This window comes from Bradyrhizobium sp. USDA 3315 (genome assembly GCF_054056795.1).
Map to the genome: position 1 here is coordinate 4768999 of NZ_JBSRYP010000001.1, position 16434 is coordinate 4785432.

General features: G+C 57.8%; 11 protein-coding genes and 1 pseudogene. 5 read left to right on the top strand and 7 right to left on the bottom strand.

What is annotated here, in order from left to right; translation table 11 throughout:
* Positions 1 to 61: 61 nt before the first annotated feature.
* From ACVIYL_RS21960 to ACVIYL_RS21970, 3 genes are read left to right on the top strand one after another with little or no spacing between them, the layout of a single operon-like run.
* Positions 62 to 1375 carry a hypothetical protein gene (locus ACVIYL_RS21960; protein ID WP_456779720.1) on the top strand — a complete coding sequence of 438 codons (1314 nt, stop codon included), beginning with the start codon at positions 62 to 64 and terminating at the stop codon, positions 1373 to 1375.
* Entirely contained in the window at positions 1372 to 2592 is a 1221-nt protein-coding gene (locus ACVIYL_RS21965) for a glycosyltransferase family 4 protein (RefSeq protein ID WP_456779721.1), read from the top strand. The genes ACVIYL_RS21960 and ACVIYL_RS21965 overlap by 4 nt, the downstream gene beginning before the upstream one ends.
* A 34-nt stretch (positions 2593 to 2626) precedes the next feature.
* The gene (locus ACVIYL_RS21970; RefSeq protein WP_456779722.1) at positions 2627 to 3166 is read left to right on the top strand and encodes an adenine phosphoribosyltransferase; all 540 of its coding nucleotides are present in this window, start codon (positions 2627 to 2629) and stop codon (positions 3164 to 3166) included.
* Between the two features lie 107 nt (positions 3167 to 3273).
* On the opposite strand, the gene mtnA is transcribed toward ACVIYL_RS21970, so the two are convergent.
* From mtnA to ACVIYL_RS22005, 7 genes and pseudogenes are all read right to left on the bottom strand, one after another.
* Positions 3274 to 4380, bottom strand: coding sequence for an S-methyl-5-thioribose-1-phosphate isomerase (mtnA, locus tag ACVIYL_RS21975; protein WP_456779723.1), 1107 nt, complete (start codon positions 4378 to 4380; stop codon positions 3274 to 3276).
* A pseudogene (locus ACVIYL_RS21980) lies at positions 4377 to 5251 on the bottom strand (S-methyl-5'-thioadenosine phosphorylase). Before ACVIYL_RS21980 ends, mtnA begins: the two are co-directional and overlap by 4 nt.
* Positions 5252 to 5398: 147 nt before the next feature.
* Positions 5399 to 8788: a glycosyltransferase gene (locus tag ACVIYL_RS21985; RefSeq protein ID WP_456779724.1), complete on the bottom strand. Its 3390-nt coding sequence runs from the start codon at positions 8786 to 8788 to the stop codon at positions 5399 to 5401.
* Between the two features lie 33 nt (positions 8789 to 8821).
* Complete coding sequence (locus tag ACVIYL_RS21990) at positions 8822 to 10462, bottom strand: methyltransferase domain-containing protein (RefSeq protein ID WP_456781866.1); 1641 nt, start codon at positions 10460 to 10462, stop codon at positions 8822 to 8824.
* Positions 10462 to 11874, bottom strand: coding sequence for an ABC transporter ATP-binding protein (locus ACVIYL_RS21995; RefSeq protein ID WP_456779725.1), 1413 nt, complete (start codon positions 11872 to 11874; stop codon positions 10462 to 10464). Before ACVIYL_RS21995 ends, ACVIYL_RS21990 begins: the two co-directional genes overlap by 1 nt.
* The gene (locus tag ACVIYL_RS22000) at positions 11864 to 12661 is read right to left on the bottom strand and encodes an ABC transporter permease (protein WP_456779726.1); all 798 of its coding nucleotides are present in this window, start codon (positions 12659 to 12661) and stop codon (positions 11864 to 11866) included. The genes ACVIYL_RS21995 and ACVIYL_RS22000 overlap by 11 nt, the downstream gene beginning before the upstream one ends.
* 967 nt (positions 12662 to 13628) lie before the next feature.
* Positions 13629 to 14231 (bottom strand): hypothetical protein, encoded by a 603-nt coding sequence (locus ACVIYL_RS22005; RefSeq protein WP_456779727.1) that lies wholly within the window; start codon positions 14229 to 14231, stop codon positions 13629 to 13631.
* 734 nt (positions 14232 to 14965) lie between these two features.
* On the opposite strand from ACVIYL_RS22005, the gene ACVIYL_RS22010 reads away from it, so the two are divergent.
* Both ACVIYL_RS22010 and ACVIYL_RS22015 read left to right on the top strand, forming a co-directional pair.
* Positions 14966 to 15442 carry a RidA family protein gene (locus ACVIYL_RS22010; protein ID WP_456779728.1) on the top strand — a complete coding sequence of 159 codons (477 nt, stop codon included), beginning with the start codon at positions 14966 to 14968 and terminating at the stop codon, positions 15440 to 15442.
* 551 nt (positions 15443 to 15993) lie between these two features.
* Entirely contained in the window at positions 15994 to 16362 is a 369-nt protein-coding gene (locus ACVIYL_RS22015) for a cupin domain-containing protein (RefSeq protein ID WP_456779729.1), read from the top strand.
* The last annotated feature ends 72 nt before the right edge of the window (positions 16363 to 16434 follow it).

The window sequence follows — 16434 nt, forward strand, 5'->3', positions numbered from 1 at the left end:
GTCTGCATGAGAAATCGTTGCGGGGGACGACCCTTGTTAGTGACCGTCGCGTGAGGCGTTGATGATGACGAACCGTCTTCAGAGGGCCGCCACAGAATACAGGCGCCGCGAACGAGGCGAGATCCCTTTTCGGGACCTGGCCTGGTCTCTCTATACCTTTGTCTTGCATCTGGACGCAGCAATCGCCAGGTCGGGCGCCGACCATGTACTGTTCCTTTCTCGAGAGGGAAAGCCGCTCAAGGAGTTGTTTGACGCCCACAGGCTGTCATCGGCGGCACAGACCTCCCAAGTTGTCCGGACGTTCTACTGTCGTGTCTCTCGCAAGTCGACCTTCCTGCTCTCTTGTGGCCCCCTCGGGGAAGAGACATTTGCGAACCTATTCCGGCAATATCGAAGGATTTCCCTTGCTGCCTTCCTTAGGAGTCTTTCACTAGACGACAACATCGACGTGATTGCTGCGGACCTGCGGAAGTCCAGGGATGAGCTTGAGGAGACCGTGGATGATCTTCCTACTTCACCCGAGTTCGCTGCACTCGTGAAGTCCGAGCGGTTCGCTGAAATCTATGATGCTGCGCGATCAAAGGGGGTGGCAGCGTTCACCGAATATCTTTTCGACGCCTTTGGTGGACCACCTCCAAGGCGCTTGCACGTCGTGGACGTGGGATGGAAGGGAACCATTCAAGACAATCTCTTCTCATGTTTCGAACGCACGATGGGCGGTGTTCACATCACCGGTCACTACCTCGGGCTCGCGGCCCCAGGTCATGTCCACCCACGAAACGAGAAGCACGGTCTGCTGTTCTCCCATCGTGACCGTTCGACGCCCTCGTTTCCTGTTTTCAACGAGAATAGATCGCTCTTCGAAATTATGCTTCCCGCTGACCACGGCGCACCGAGCCGATATACCCTCGATACGGTCGGCAATTGCGCTATCGTATACGATGAATTCGTCGAACGGCAGTTGGTCGAAAGGATTATCTCTCCGGTTGCCCGGGAGATCATGTCGACCGTCGACCTCATCCGCGAATTGCATGCCGAGATGGGTCTCACGACAGCTGAAGTCATGGCGTTGACGCTTCATTTTCACAAGCGCCTGGTATTTCGTCCCACCGCGGCCGAGCTGGATTGGATAGGCTCGATTTGGCACTTCGAGAACTTCGGCGTGTTCGAGCAATCGAGGCTGATGGTGAAGGGGGACACGAATTTCATTGGACGCATTCGATTTACTTTGGATTTGATTCGACGCCGCAAGCTGACGGAAGGGGGCTTCTGGCCGTATCTGACGATACGACGACGCGCTGTCCCGGGAGCCGCATTTCTGTATGGCTGCTACAGAATGTGGCAGGCGCGTCTTCCCGGGAGCATTCTTGGATGAGGATCTGCTTCCTGGTCGGCTCGCTGGCCATCAGCGGCGGCACGTACGTCATCTTTCAGCACGCCGCACATCTGGTGGCGAGCGGCCATGATGTCCTGATAGCAGCTCAGGAACCATTCATCCCCGAAACAATCTCGTGGCATGATGCCGCAGGATCGCTGACGTGCGTCAGCCTTGAAGTGGCAAGCCAGCAAACGTTCGATCTGGTGATCGCGACTTGGTGGAAGACCGCCTTAGCGCTTCCGGGCTTCAATGCCGAGAGGTTCGGATACTTCGTACAATCGATCGAGTCCCGTTTCTATCCGGAAAGTGAGGGGCCACTGCGTCGCTTGGTCGATGCGACATATGGATTGCCCGTGAACTTCGTCACCGAAGCAGGATGGATTAAGGACAGTCTCGCATCGGACTGCGGACGAAAGGCTGCGCTCGTCCGCAACGGCATTCGAAAAGACATCTATTCCGAGGCTATATCGCCGATCGAGGAACGCTTAGACGACTCACCCCGAGTGCTCGTCGAAGGCCATTTCCGCGTTCCATTCAAGAACACTGCTCGTGCCGTTTCTCTGGCAAGAAGAGCGGGGGCGAAAGACATTTGGTTGCTGACCGGATCTCCTGTCCGGTGGATCCCGGGAGTTCGGCGCGTCTTCTCAAAAGTCCCGATCAACGTTGCGGCTCGGGTCTATCGATCATGCGACGTATTGGTGAAGCTGAGCACCGTAGAAGGGATGTTTGGCCCTCCTCTGGAGATGTTCCACTGCGGAGGGACTGCCGTTGTTCTGAACGTAACAGGACACGAGGAATACATACGCGACGACGAGAATGCGATCGTCGTTGCCGATCGAGACGAAGCGAAGGTTCGGGAGGCCATCACGAGGTTGATGCACGACAAGGACCTGTTGCACACGCTTAAAAGTGGCGCGAGGGAAACGGCGTTGCAGTGGCCCTCCTGGGCGGAGTCGTCGGCCCAGTTTGAACGATGGATAGCGTCGTTGAATGACGCCGAAAATACTGATCGTTCTGCAGTTGCGGATCAGGTGAAGGCTGCATTCGAGACGTACGAACGGGAAGAGAAGGAGCGCCTGGCGGCGGATCCATCGATCCAGAGGGGCTATTGGGTCAATAATTTGATGCGCCGCTTTCCTCGCAGCGCTCTCTTATACCTGGAAAATATCAACGCTATACTTGAAATGAGTTTGTTGTCCCGTCCTCTCCGATAAGTTAGGGCCCGAGTGACAGTCAGAGCGAGATCAAATGACCTTCGACCACGACATCAAGACGACCGTTCGCACCATCCCGGATTACCCGAAGAAGGGCATCCTGTTTCGCGATATCACGACGCTTCTCACGGATGCGAGGGCCTTCCGCCGGGCGGTCGATGAGCTGGTGCATCCTTGGGCCGGAGCCAAGGTCGACAAGATCGCGGGCATCGAGGCCCGCGGCTTCATCCTCGGCGGTGCGGTGGCGCATCAGCTCTCCGCCGGCTTCGTGCCGATCCGCAAGAAGGGCAAGCTGCCGCACACCACGGTGCGGATCGCCTACTCCTTGGAATACGGCATCGACGAGATGGAGATGCATGCCGACGCCGTGCAGCCTGGCGAACGCGTGATCCTGGTCGACGATCTGATCGCAACTGGCGGCACCGCGGAGGGCGCGGTGAAGCTGCTGCGCCAGATCGGCGCCAATGTGGTCGCCGCTTGCTTCGTCGTCGACCTGCCCGACCTTGGTGGTGCCGCAAAGCTGCGTGCGATGGACGTTCCGGTGCGCACGCTGATGGCGTTCGACGGGCATTGAGGCTTTTCTTGCTTCCCGCTCTGTCGGCATTGGAATGGGCCACGGCTGTTATTCGTTCCCACTCATTCCAGCTCGAAACACATCGAGCATCGTCAAGCAGCCTTTAGCTAACCTTGGAACTTGGATCGCTCGGGAAACGCGCTCGCAAGTGCAGCACGATCCGCGCTGAGCACGCCACGCTCGGTGATCAATCCGGTCACCAGCCGTGCCGGCGTGACGTCGAAGCCGAAATTGGCGACCGTCGAGCCGTCCGGAACCACGCGCACAGTCTCGATCCGTCCATCCGCCGTCCGCCCGGTAAGGTGCGTTACCTCGCTGGCCGCGCGCTGCTCGATCGGAATCTGCCTGACGCCATCGTCGATACGAAAGTCGATGGTCGGCGACGGCAGCGCAACATAGAACGGCACGCCGTTGTCGCGTGCCGCGAGCGCTTTCAGATAGGTCCCGATCTTGTTGCAGACGTCGCCATTGGCGGCGACGCGATCGGTGCCGACGATCGCAAGATCAACCATGCGATGCTGCATCAGATGGCCGCCGGTGTTGTCGGGGATCACGGTGTGCGGCACGCCGTGGTGGCCGAGTTCCCAGGCGGTGAGCGATGCCCCCTGATTGCGCGGCCGCGTCTCGTCGACCCAGACATGGACCGGAATGCCGCGGTCATGCGCCTGATAGATCGGTGATGTCGCCGTTCCACAATCCACGGTTGCAAGCCAGCCGGCATTGCAATGCGTCAGGACGTTCACCGGCTCGCCCGGCTTCTTGGTCGCCGCGATTGTCTCGATCAGGGTCAGGCCGTGGCGGCCGATATCGCGGTTGATCTCGACGTCCTCATCGGCGATCTCGCGCGCGCGGGCATAAGCCGCGTCGGCGCGGGCCGAAGCCGCAAGCGGCGCCAGGGCGCGCAGCATCTCGTCAACAGCCCATTTCAGATTGATCGCGGTCGGCCGGGTCGCCAGCAGCATTTTTCCCGCTCGGTCGAGTTCGGCGTCAGATGGGGCGGCGCGCATCGCGAGCGCCATGCCATAGGCGGCGGTTGCGCCGATCAGCGGCGCGCCACGGACCAGCATCGAGCGGATCGCCTCGCCGGCCTCGTCGGCAGTCGTAAGTTTGGCGACGATGAATTCATGCGGCAGCCGCCGCTGATCGATCGCGCCGACCGACCAGCCGTCGGGCTCGAGCCAGATACTGCGAAAATGTCGTCCGGCGACTTTCATGGCTGCAACACCCGTCCGGCGACAGCATCGAGCTTGGCAAGCAACTGCGGATCGCGGGCCGCGGGCGCCGTGATCAGCGCGGTGTCCAGCGCACGATCCGAACCGACCGGACACGGCTCGTGCTCGCGCGGGAAATCCCGAGCCAGACGCGCGACCAGCGCCTTGGCTTTCTCGGCATTCGAGTTCAGCACACGAATGATATCCTGCACCGTCACCGCATCATGCGCCGGATGCCAGCAGTCGAATCGGTGACCATCGCCACGCTAGCATAGCAGATCTCGGCCTCGCGGGCGAGCTTGGCTTCCGGCATGTTGGTCATGCCGATCACCGAATAGCCCTGCGCCTTGTAGGTCAGGCTTTCCGCGAGCGAGGAGAATTGCGGCCCTTCCATGCAGAGGTAGGTTCCGCCGCGAGCGAATGCGATGTCTTCGGCTTCGGCGGCGGCCGCCAGATGCTTCGCCAGCAAGGGTGATACCGGATGCGCCATCGACACATGCGCGACGCAGCCCTTGCCGAAGAACGAGCTCTCGCGCTTGTGCGTGCGATCGACGAACTGGTCCACGAAGACGAAAGTGCCGGGCGGCAGTTCCTCCTTGAACGAGCCGCACGCGGACAGCGCGACCAGATCGGTGACCCCGGCCCGCTTCAGCACGTCGATATTGCCGCGGTAGTTGATGTCGGACGGCGACAGCGCATGTCCCTGCCCGTGGCGCGGCAGGAACACGATCGGCAGTCCCGCCATCTCGCCGCGGCGGAGCGGCGCGGACGGTTCGCCCCAGGGGCTTGTGATCGCCTTCTCGCGGACGTTGTCCAGGCCGGGGAGGTCGTAGATCCCCGATCCACCGATGATCCCCAACACGGCTTTGGTCATGATCGCTCCTCATGGTCCCGCAACGGCGCTGGAGGGTTGCCCCAGCCCGACCGGGCATGTTGGGCATTCGCGATTTGTTTCGAGCCAAACCGCCTGCAAATCTGCTCCATTGGCTTGACCGAGCGTTCATGGTCCCCAGTTCGCCACTCAAGTCGCTGCAACTGATTGCGGTTGTCGATAGTAGCTCGCAACGACCTCTTCGTACGCCGGGCTTACGGACAGATAGATGCCCAGCTGCTTGGCTCTCTCTTTGGCCTTGAGTACGTTTGGCGCCAGAATGTCGGGATAGTGAATCAGATTTTCGGTCTTATCGACCGCCGCGTCACCGTCGATGAGGTGGATGAAGTTCACGAACCGAACGCCAAGATCGACCGCCAACTCGATGAAGGCAGGCATGTCCTGGACGTTGGTACGTTGTCCGACGTAATTGAAATAGATCTCTGGCCTGTTCAACCCGCGTCGTTTCTTCAACTCCTGGAAGCTGCGGATATTGGCCACCACGCGCTCGAAATTGCTCTTCAGCATGATGCCTTCGGCGACTTCCTTGGTCGCGCCATGCAGCGAGATTGTTATCATGTCCAATCCAGCGTCCAGCAGCCGATTGCCGAACGCCTCGTTCAAGGCCATCCCGTTCGACGTTATTGCCGTGAATGCTCCGTTCGAGTTGGCATGGGCGACGAGGTCAAAAATCTCCTTGTTGAGTAGCGGCTCGGCATAGGCTCCAACGAAGTGCGCCGTTTTCACGCGCGCGCCATCGGTGATCTTCTTGTATTCGGAGAGCGTAAGACGATAGTACGGATCGCGTTTTTTGCCTTGCACGTCGAACCGGAGGGCGGGCGGGCACATTGTGCAGGACACATTGCAGCGATTGAGCGTGTTGAAGTCCATGTAAATCGGCAGATCCGCCCCAGTCACCAACGGCTCCGGAGCCAGGCGCGCCTCTATCGGCTGTCCCGAGGTCCGCTGCTGCTCCGCAAAGGCCGCTTGCGCGGCAGCGCGGAGTTCTGCATCCATGGGAAGGGGATTGAGTCCCCGCGATGGGGCGGTTTCCCGATACTCTTCGTAGCGATCTGCACGGCGTCCAAGAAGGGCCAAGATCGATGGGGTGCGGGTGCCATTATGGCACGCATGCAGCGCCAGATGGATCTGCATCAGCCATGAGGGGCCATCGTGGCGATACTCGCATTTCTCGCAATAGGGCTTGAGCGCGTGTCCGGTAAGGAGACCGCGGCGGACGGCCTGATATCGCTCGCCCTGCCAGACGGACGCCAAGCCATCGGTCTGGCAATTCCCCATGTTGGTCTCGTCGTAGTAGGCGAAAATACTCGACGCCGAGCAGAGCCGGATGCTCCCATCTGGTTCCATGCTGGGATTGGAGAATGGCAGCATGCACATCTTGGTCCGGGCTTCGCCATCAGCGACCCGCGCCTTTTGCAATAATCCGTCAAAATATTGCGCGAAAGGTTTCGTGCGCTCCGACCAGTCCCAGGTCTTGACGTACTCCAAGCTTTCGCCGGACAGCCGGGCGAATAGTTCGCGATTGCCTACGAGTCGGCGGAGCGCCTCCTTCAGCGCTGAAATGGACCGTTCCGGCAGAATAAACTCTCTTTGAAGGGGGCCGAGCGCCTCAGGTACGATTCCAACATCAGTTGTCACCACCGGTACGCCGCAGGCCATCGCTTCGAGGACCGGATTCGGCGTGCCCTCGATCTTCGACGTACACACCAGCACGTCGATGCCCGCATAATAGTCGGGCATCTGCAGGTGTGGAATGAACCGTTCCTTGCGGTCGGCAAACTGCGTGACGAGGGGAAGCCCTTCACTCTGCAGTCCTTCAATAGCCGGTTTGAGAATGGTATTGACGCCCTTGAAGTCCTCAAGAGAAGAAGCCCAGCCGCTATGTCCCACCCAGCCTATCTTAACTGGACGATCTCCCATGTCACGGAACCGTTCCAGATTCCTTGGACCGAAGACGGTGAGGTCTACGCCATCCGGAAGAACTGCGTCCGGACGTGGGATGCTGCCGACATCCTCGTATATAAGTCGCAACCGTTCGGAAGAGACATAGTACCCTGAGGCAAGAACGTTGAAGATTTTCGCCCGGGCGGACATGTCCTCCGATGAAAGGAAAAGGTGGTCGTAGACGCTGATCGAGATGGTCTTGCTTTCGATGAAGCGACGCCGGAACTCGGGGTAAGTGAAGCCAATCCGACGCGCGTAGTCCTCGAGCAACGGCGTATCGATAATCGTAAGGAACTCTCGCCAAAAGATGTGGATGATGTCGAAGTCTTCGGCAGCAACGAGCGCAAGACCGAGGGCACTCGCGCCACCCTCTGCGTAAAACCCCGTCGAATTGTCCGCCAGCCACCGGCTGTGCTCGATTTCTCCTAATGTCGTAAGCGGAAAGATCTCGAACTCGTATCTATCAGACAAGTTTCGGACTAGTTGCCGTGAGATATTGGCGAACGCCCAGGAATCTGTGTCGGTCAGGAGCGCAACACGCGGCCGACGCGGCGCCGCCACCGCGGCGGACTTTTCTCCGTCCGCTGCAGAGCCGAGGTCGCCTGCAGGGAGCCACCCTTGTTTCTGCTCGTTCGTGCGCATCCAGCTTTCGACTTCGTCACCCCATATCTTGAAGCCCGTCTTGGTTTCAAGATAGCGGGCGGAGTCGTACAACGTCTTCCGCGAGAAGCGCGTGCGCTCGTAGTCGGCGTCGCCGGACGTCTCGGCTTTCGGGTGATCATGTACGAGAAACCGGAGCGCGCTTGTGCCGATCTTCATGCCTTCACGGAAGATGCGCAGCGAGAAATCGATGTCCTCGAAACCGATCAACATGTTGTCATCGAAGCCGCCGAGCCGCTGGAACGAAATGCGGTTGATGATCGAGGCTCCGCCGAACAGGAAAGTACTCAAGAAGGCCGTGTCGGTTGTGCCGTCCGCATCGGCCTCAACGCCGCTTCCCGGGACAATGATGGGATTGATTGTTAGGCGTGGACTCCCCCCCTGGATGACAGACTGTAGGCAGGCACCGTGCGAGAATAGTGTCTTCAAATCGGGATTGAGCAGCGGGAAACTCATGAAATGGCAGCCGAGCAGCGCCAACTCCCGTTGAATCTGCCGTATCGGATTGGAGACGAAGAATATGTCGTTGTCGACGCTGATCACCCAATCGGTGTGCGCGTTCTGCATGATGCGATTGCGGCCGCCCGCCACGCCGAAATTGTTTCCGAACTCGAGCAGACGATGGCGATACGGGAACTCGGCGAGATAGGCCTTCAACTGCTCAAGCTCTTCCAGGTTCGAGCCATTGTCGCCGATCAACACTTCTCCGGCAAAGTTCACAAGGTTCGTCGCAATCGACTTGAGGAGTTTGATCGAAAGGCCCGCTCGGTTTAGCGATAGAAAGGAAATTGTGAGATTATGCCCGTCCGTTCCGATGTTTGGCCCATAGCTTGATGGCGCAGCATCGCTCAGGACGGAGTGCCGCTCGTCGTAGAAATAACGGGTCGACCGGAGACCGGGTGAAATAATCGTCATCTGACTGCCATCCGCCTAGCCGTGATAGAATTCTTAAAATCTAAGCCGCTTTGCGACGCCGATAAGGTATGGCATCGCGGCCCTTGGGATCATGGGTTTCGCGCTGCGAGCTGCGCGACGAATGAGTCCCTTGGGCGTGCGTCGGGCGATGGCCTCAAGTTCACGTTCGAGGCTCGCGATTTGAGTTCTGCAGCTGTCCCGTTCCGATTGGGCGGAAGACACAATCTCACGCAATTGCCAGATGTCCGCTTCCAATTGTCGGGCATTATCCTCGAATTGCCGGGCGTTCGCTTCCAGTTGTCGGGCATTGTCCTCGGATTGCCGGGCGCTCGCTTCCAGTTGCCGGACGTTCTCCTCGAATTGCTGGGCCGACTCGTAACGCAACTCCGCTTCAGCGAGCCTAGTCGTTGCGACTTGCAATCGCTCCCCGACTATTTCCCATTCCCGCTGCAGCGCGACGTTCTTAATGCGATAGCGATCCCGCTCTACCTGAAGCTCTGCGATCTGATCCTGCAGTTGGCGCGCGGCCTCTGTGCGTTCCTGCAACTGCTCATCGACAATGTCACGATCAGCCCGGGCACTCTCGATCTGCTTCTCCAATCGACCGATATCCGCTTGATGTTGGGTCTGTGAAGTCGTTAGATTCGATGTTCTTTCCTGCAATGTCTCGCCGAGAAGCTCGATCTCGCGTTGTAAGGCCACGCTCTTTATGCGATAGCGATCGCGTTCAATCCGAAGCTCGCCAAGCTGTCCTTCCTGTTGGCGGATAGTCGTCTCCAGCTGCAAGCGCAGAGCAACAATATCCGAGTCTGCTTCCTTGGCCTTTTCGAGCCGTCCGCGAAGTTCATCGGCCCGTTGGTCCAACTCCGATTGAAGCATGCCAATCCGCTCTTCGGCTCCCATCAGCATCGCGTAATTGCTCATGGAGATCGGGAACGTCGCTGCCGACTGCGGTTGAGTAGCTTGAGCCCCCCATATACCGACGAAATAGCTGCACGTCTCGGGTCCAAGTTCCTCGTCCGACTTGGCCGGCACGATTGCAGCGTCCCCAGCTTCGGTTCTTTCGATCATCACAGCTTGTCCCAGCGAGGAATTCGAACGGGATGGCACACGTACCGTTCCGAACCCGATCATCGCGCTGCCGACCAGCCATTGTACGTTCGGTCCGAGCACCCTGGAGGTCAGGGCTTGAAATTCACCGATCGAATACTTTCGCTTGTGGAAGGGATTTCCGGAGGACGAGTCTGGATAATACCAGTGGTCATTGGGACAGGAGATGACGAAGATGGCGTTCGACGTGGCCACTTTCTTGAGGGCGATGAGAAACGCCTCCGGATTGTCCACGTGCTCGATGGTTTCGAGCGAGACGATGACGTCGAACTCTTCGGCGGAGAATTTCTCATCAATGCGAGTGGCGTCGAATTGATCAAAACTGATACCCGGCGCCGCGAATTGGGATTGCGCAGCCGTGACGGCTTCAGTGGATATATCAATCCCGTGCACGGAGGAGGCGCCCCAGGACTTCATGAAGAATGCGCCGTAACCTTCTCCACAGGCGACATCGAGAACGCGCTTGCCGACAACGTGTTGTTTGGCCAGCAGATAGCGCGCGACATGAATTGACGCCTCAATTGCACTGTATTGTGTTTCCGTTGAGAGGCTTAGCCTTTCCATCACGAGTCGGTACGCTCCATGGTTAGCGGCTCTTGTCGGCTTCGATGCTCTTCTTTGCGCTGCGTCTCTCGACCGACCGCGCCATCGATCGTCACGTCCCAAGTGCGATCCAGATCTACCAATCCAACGGATCGGAAGTTGTCGATAACTCGGAAGGGACAGACACCTTTTGCATCAGTATGAACGAGAACGCCACCATGGTCGTTGATGGCAACACGCCACATGTACTTTCCTGCCAACAGCGGCAAGTTCGGGAATGTGACGGTAACACATCCTTCCTTGCCACTCCGGTGTGAACTCATTCCCTCCATCAGAGTTGTGGATCCACAAACATACAGACCGTCATGCCGGTACAGATTGAATACGAAGCTGATTCCATCTACCTGGGCTTCGGTCGTGGCGCGGAAGCGCATCGTCAGCTTGACCGTATCGTGCGAGTGCATCGCCTCGACGGGCGTTCCGTCCTCGGTATGCAGCGAGACGTCGGTGATTTCGAACAGTTTCCCAGGCGGATGTCTAACTGGTTCGTCGGCCGCTCCGGATGCTTGAGAACCGATGCCGTCACCACCCTCCGGCGCTGACGTGGTAGACGGCGCCGCGCTCTGTGCGGAAATATCCTCAGAACTTTCAGAGACGACCGGATTCTCCGAAGGCTGGATATCCTCCAAGTACTGACCAGTGACCTCCGAGGCGGTACCGAACGCTATTAGTTGTCCGTTCTTGAGGTAGACAGCTCGGTCGCACATTGACCTCACGAGATATTGGTCATGCGCGACAAGCAGGATCGTACAACCTGCTTCCTTGATCTCATAGAAGCGGTTTAGACACTTTTGCTGGAATGGTGCGTCGCCGACGGCCAGGATTTCGTCGACGATAAGGATTTTCGGATCGACATGGATGGCCACCGCGAAGGCCAACCTGGCATACATGCCACTCGAATAGGTTTTTACAGGGCGCTCAATATAGGATCCGATGTCCGCGAAGCGGATGATATCATCGTACTTGCGCTCGATTTCCTCGCGGCCCATTCCGAGCAACTGGCCGTATACCATGATGTTGTCGTGCCCCGTGAACTCGGGGTTGAAGCCAGCACCGAGCTCGATGAGCGGAGCCACGCGGCCCTTGACCTGAACGTCGCCGTCCGATGGGGTTAGTGTTCCAGCCAAGATCTGCAACAACGTCGACTTGCCCGCACCATTCCGGCCTATGACGCCGACGGTTTCGCCTTCGGAAATTGCGAAGCTGATATTCTGAAGAACAGTGATTTCTTGATAGAATTGCCGATTTCGGCAGATCATCTGCTTGAGACGATCTACGGGGCGCGCGAACGAAAGATAGCGCTTCGTAACGTTCCGTACGCGAATTGCAGTGTCGGTGCCGTCGAGTGGGTTCGGCTTGACGTCAGACGACATCGGCAAACGCCTTCTTCGTACGCATAAAGCCCCAGTAACCGAGCTGCGCTACGGCCGCGGTCGCCGCATAAAGCAACAGAAGCGGAAGAAAGGAGGGCGATTGATGGTCAAAGATGGCCGACCTGGTCATTTCGATAATTTGCGTCAGCGGGTTGAGTGCGATGACGGCGCGGAACGTTGGCGGCACGGCCGAAAGCGGGTAGAAAATCGGTGATAGGAACGTGAGCAATGAGACGAGCACCCCGACCAACTGGCGCAGGTCACGAAGGAACACCCCCAGGGAGGCGAGAGCCCACCCCAGGCCAGCCGTCAACAAGACAAGCGGAAGCAAGATAATCGGCACCCAGAAGATTGCCGCTGGTGGCAGTCCAACAATAATAAAGTGGCCAAGCAGGAAAACTCCAAACGACACGATAGCTGCAAACAACGCCACGGTGATCGCAATCGGAACCAGGGCTTCCAGCGGAAAAACCACCTTCTTTACGTAAGCTGGGTTTTCCAGGACCAAGCCCGGCGCGCGATTGAGCAACTCCGCAGCGAACTGAAAGACGATGAGTCCGATGAAAACGCGAAGGACGAAATCAGAATAGCGTCCGGTCGCCCCGGGCCAGCTCATCGTGAAAATTTGGCTGAAGACGAACGAGTAGATCAGGAGCATCAGGAGCGGCACTACGACGTAGTGACCAAGTCCGAGATAGGTACCCACGATGCGCGAGCGGATTTCCCGATCAGCAAGTAACTTGATAGTCGCGCGCGAATAACGGTCGAAGAGAAAATCGTAAAACATCGAATGATCGCAGAGCCATTTCTACTGCCCGTCCTTCTTGCTCGGCACCAATAGTGTTGCCATCGCCGAAGAAGGATGCTCGCCTGGAGGGAGGCCGACTTCCTTGCCAATGCCCAATACGAGCCACAGAGTTACTGTCATACTTATCAGAAGCTGTCTAGGCGACACAGCTCTTTCCCTCCAGCCGCGCAAATGCGCAGCCCGTCGAACATTGGATTCGATGGACACAATGCGTGTCGCCTCCATTTGCTCGGCAAGACGGGTTGGTTTTTGAGACCTAGTAATCGGTAATGGCGTCGGGCCATGACAGGACGACACGGGCATCTTGCTTCATTAGCATGCTGTTGCAGAAGGCGCACAGGTTCGTACGTAACGTACAAAGTTTTTGCGGAGAGCTCGAGCGCTTCGCCAATGACCGCCGTAGGCGGCTGGCGCGCGCTAATTCGATTCATGAAGTTTTGCACAGTCAATTCCCCGACGAGTTGCGCCCCGCCTCAGGAGCGACGGAAGCTTCATACGAACCTTCGTGATGGCCGCACTCGTCGCGCCATGGCGACATCCGCTGCTTCCTCAGTTCACCCTTCGCCAACTCGCTTCGCAACAGCGGGCGATATCGTCGGGAAGATCGATGGCCGACAACGCAATTAAAGGGCCGAAGTGCGGCCTCGGCCGGCAACGTGCTGTTCTTCTCCCTCAAGCGCACCTCCGCGCATGAGGGATTCTGTGCCTGCGTGCGTCCAAATGTTGACGCACAGATCACCAAACAAAGGGAGGTCAATCTCCCAAAGTCCCTCATCATCAATTTCTCCGCACTCATTCCCTTGAACGCACCTTTTTGAGCAGTGGCCTTGCCGGCAGCATCCACGACCCTAACCGACGGTAATCATCGGACGGCTGGATTGCGGGGTCACCTCCCATTTGGGGCATAGTAGCGCCGTAGGGCGCCGCGGCCTTGGACGCAGTCTTATCAGCGGCGGGAGAGTGCTGCGGCATCTTCGATGCCCCGGCCTGGCGCCACTTCAAGACCCCGCAGGAAAACAAAGCGGGAGGTGACTGGGATTTCCGCATCGGGCAGACCGTCTTGACCAATGAGGAGTAGTCCGGCTCCGCCATTCGCTACGTTCAGAATGACCGGCGCGCCGCTCCAGGTCTTGATTGGCTCCATTCCAATAATGAGAAATTCGCCCATGGGCTGTTCAAAATATTGCAGCCTCAACTGCGGAGCCACCTCTGCTGTCGCGAGTTCGAAGCCTAGCTGGCGCGCGCGAGCATAAAGTGCCGCTAACCGCACGGTATCAGTATCAAAGCCGAGTTCTTCCGGCGATACCGCAAAGAGCTCGATGGTTCCTTTCGTGGTGCTTACAGTGAAGGTCGGTCGAGCGAGGATCTCGCCGGCTAGACCGCCAACATTGCAGCCGACGGCATCAAGCGCCTCTCGAAGGGACAAAGGACTAGCAAAAGTCCCCAGGGTAATTTTCTTCCAAACCGCGGCGTCGGCGGCAGATCTGATTAAGCCTCGATGCACCGGAGTAGGGGGCGGCGCCTGCTTGGGCTTCAACTGGTTGCGCAAGACGTCTTGTGCGGTGCATTGGGCACTAGCTTGGTCACCGACGGGACGATGAGCGTAGCGCAGATCGTCGCAACGGCGGCATGATAGCTACAGTGCCGTTGTGTGACAAACGAAAGCCACGCATAAAACGTTACTCTCTTACTCAAGATGCTGATCCACGCAAAGTCCTTTAGCGTATGCTGCGGCATCGCTTCAGCAATCAAATGAAGGCCTCTTAGTAAATGAAAGTGGTGTTGGAATCGCATTAGCCGCCGCCGCGCCCTCAGACCGTGCGGTTATGGAATACGGCTCTTGTGCTATTCGAGTCAGCTACCTGAATTCTGAGGTTCTGAATTTGTCGCGGAGACTAAATCAACGCATCACAAGCATAAACATAGCTGGAATGGAGAACTATGAAAGCAATAGTTCCGTCCGCTTCGGACGGAGCCTCGTCGCCGCTCTTTACAATCGAGTGACGTTCTTTTGAGTCGCGCAGTCGCGCGTCTAACCGGACCCCGGCGTCACCAACGGCGGTTGCCATCGCACGGATCAGCTAAGCAATTACCCGCAGAACGATCGACAGCCGGAATGGCCCAGCCGAAAGGCTGCCGATTGACATTCACGCAATCTGCGAGAGTCGGAGCGCGTCGATCACTATCTATGACACATGACTCATATGGTCCGCGCGATGATGTCCGGGGGCGGCGCATGCGCGCTTGGATTGGTTATGTGGATTGTCGGTTTCGGCGTCCGCGTTGGCGCAGAACGCGCCTTCGGCTGAGGCGCGGCTGAAAGATCTGAGTATTACTAGCTGCCGGACGTGTCACCGCCGGTCGGCCAATTACGTCGACGCCGTTCGGGTCAGTAACTTGCTATTCCTCGCGGGAAACACAGCGGGTGCTAATTGGAAGTACAAAGGCAAGGTGGGTAAGTATCTAACTGTGCAAGAAGGCTATGACACGGCGCGTCAGGTCGGGTTGATCATGTTGGCGAAGGTGCGCGTCGCAATTGGTCGCCTCGATCGCGTGAAGCGCGTGGTCAAGTTCTTTGGAATGGTCAATTCGGCTGAAGGTTTTGGTGACCAGCCGAAAGTAATCAATGGATTTTCAGATTTGATGGTAGAGGTCTTCGAAGAGGCGTTTGGGAAACACTCGCGATCGGCTGTCGGGATGGCAGGACTTCCGTCCAATAGCGCTGTGGAAGTTGAGATGGTCGTCGAGGTAGCCGAATGATCGGCAAACAGCCTCAAAGCCATTGCGACCGTCACTGTCAGTTTGGCGGCTATCGATTTGATGAGTTGAGCCAATCGCTGCGGCGCGCATTTTAGTTCATGCTGTACGCATCGCCCCTGTATGATACAGTTGGAGCACGCCCAAGGGGCGCATGCACAGTTGGTCTGTTGCGTACAAACGTTCGCGCCGATAGCTGCGCGTCATCTGTCAATACTACCGAGCCCAGTTGTTTGAGAAACTCTCTTTTCGAGAAAATTCTGCACCATTTGAAACAATGACTTTCTCGCAAGATTGAGATAACGTCGGATCTCCCGTTACACATCGGGCCGGCTCCCGCGAGGGGCAAGAGACGAAGCCGTCCACTTAGGCGGCCAGAATTGTCCCACCTCTGGCTCCAGATATTTCGGAGTCCACATCTACTCAGCTGTTTTGCCGGGGCTCTGTACCGGCAGGTATTGCATTGAGCGGCGTATTTTAGGAGGTCATTCATGCTAACACGTAGAGGTTTCGCCGGAATCGCATCTTGCGCGATTTGCGGACTTGGTGGATTCATGGCGAGCGATGCTTCCGCGCAGGGCACTCAATCAGCGTCGTCGTCGGGTGGTGTTATGCGCAAGATCTTGTCGCAGATTGACGGCCCCGTCCCGGGCTACACGACCATAGTAATGGACGTTACCATAGAGCCGGGTGTGGCGGTCGCACGCCACACCCATCCGGGGATCGAGTCGAGCTACGTCATGGAAGGTGATGGCAGGGAGCTTCTGGTCGACGGGCAGCCGATGCGCATAATCAAAGCTGGCGACGCATTCCAGATTCCGCCCGAGACGCCGCACGCCGGCGGCAAACCCTCGGAGACCAAAACCAGGCTTTTGATCAATTACATCGTGGAGAAAGGCAAACCGCTCGTGAAGCCGGTCTGATGGGCTGATAGGACGCGACGAGGATACATGGCATGGCTGGCCTCGCCAGCCATGCCATGGTGCAGGGAAGTC

What these genes read in the sequence shown, in the direction of transcription:
- ACVIYL_RS21960 (WP_456779720.1), top strand. Translation starts at nt 62, where the DNA reads ATGATGACGAACCGTCTTCAGAGGGCCGCCACAGAATACAGGCGCCGC.
- ACVIYL_RS21965 (WP_456779721.1), top strand. Translation starts at nt 1,372, where the DNA reads ATGAGGATCTGCTTCCTGGTCGGCTCGCTGGCCATCAGCGGCGGCACG.
- ACVIYL_RS21970 (WP_456779722.1), top strand. Translation starts at nt 2,627, where the DNA reads ATGACCTTCGACCACGACATCAAGACGACCGTTCGCACCATCCCGGAT.
- mtnA (WP_456779723.1), bottom strand. Translation starts at nt 4,380, where the DNA reads ATGAAAGTCGCCGGACGACATTTTCGCAGTATCTGGCTCGAGCCCGAC.
- ACVIYL_RS21985 (WP_456779724.1), bottom strand. Translation starts at nt 8,788, where the DNA reads ATGACGATTATTTCACCCGGTCTCCGGTCGACCCGTTATTTCTACGAC.
- ACVIYL_RS21990 (WP_456781866.1), bottom strand. Translation starts at nt 10,462, where the DNA reads ATGGAAAGGCTAAGCCTCTCAACGGAAACACAATACAGTGCAATTGAG.
- ACVIYL_RS21995 (WP_456779725.1), bottom strand. Translation starts at nt 11,874, where the DNA reads ATGTCGTCTGACGTCAAGCCGAACCCACTCGACGGCACCGACACTGCA.
- ACVIYL_RS22000 (WP_456779726.1), bottom strand. Translation starts at nt 12,661, where the DNA reads ATGTTTTACGATTTTCTCTTCGACCGTTATTCGCGCGCGACTATCAAG.
- ACVIYL_RS22015 (WP_456779729.1), top strand. Translation starts at nt 15,994, where the DNA reads ATGGCGAGCGATGCTTCCGCGCAGGGCACTCAATCAGCGTCGTCGTCG.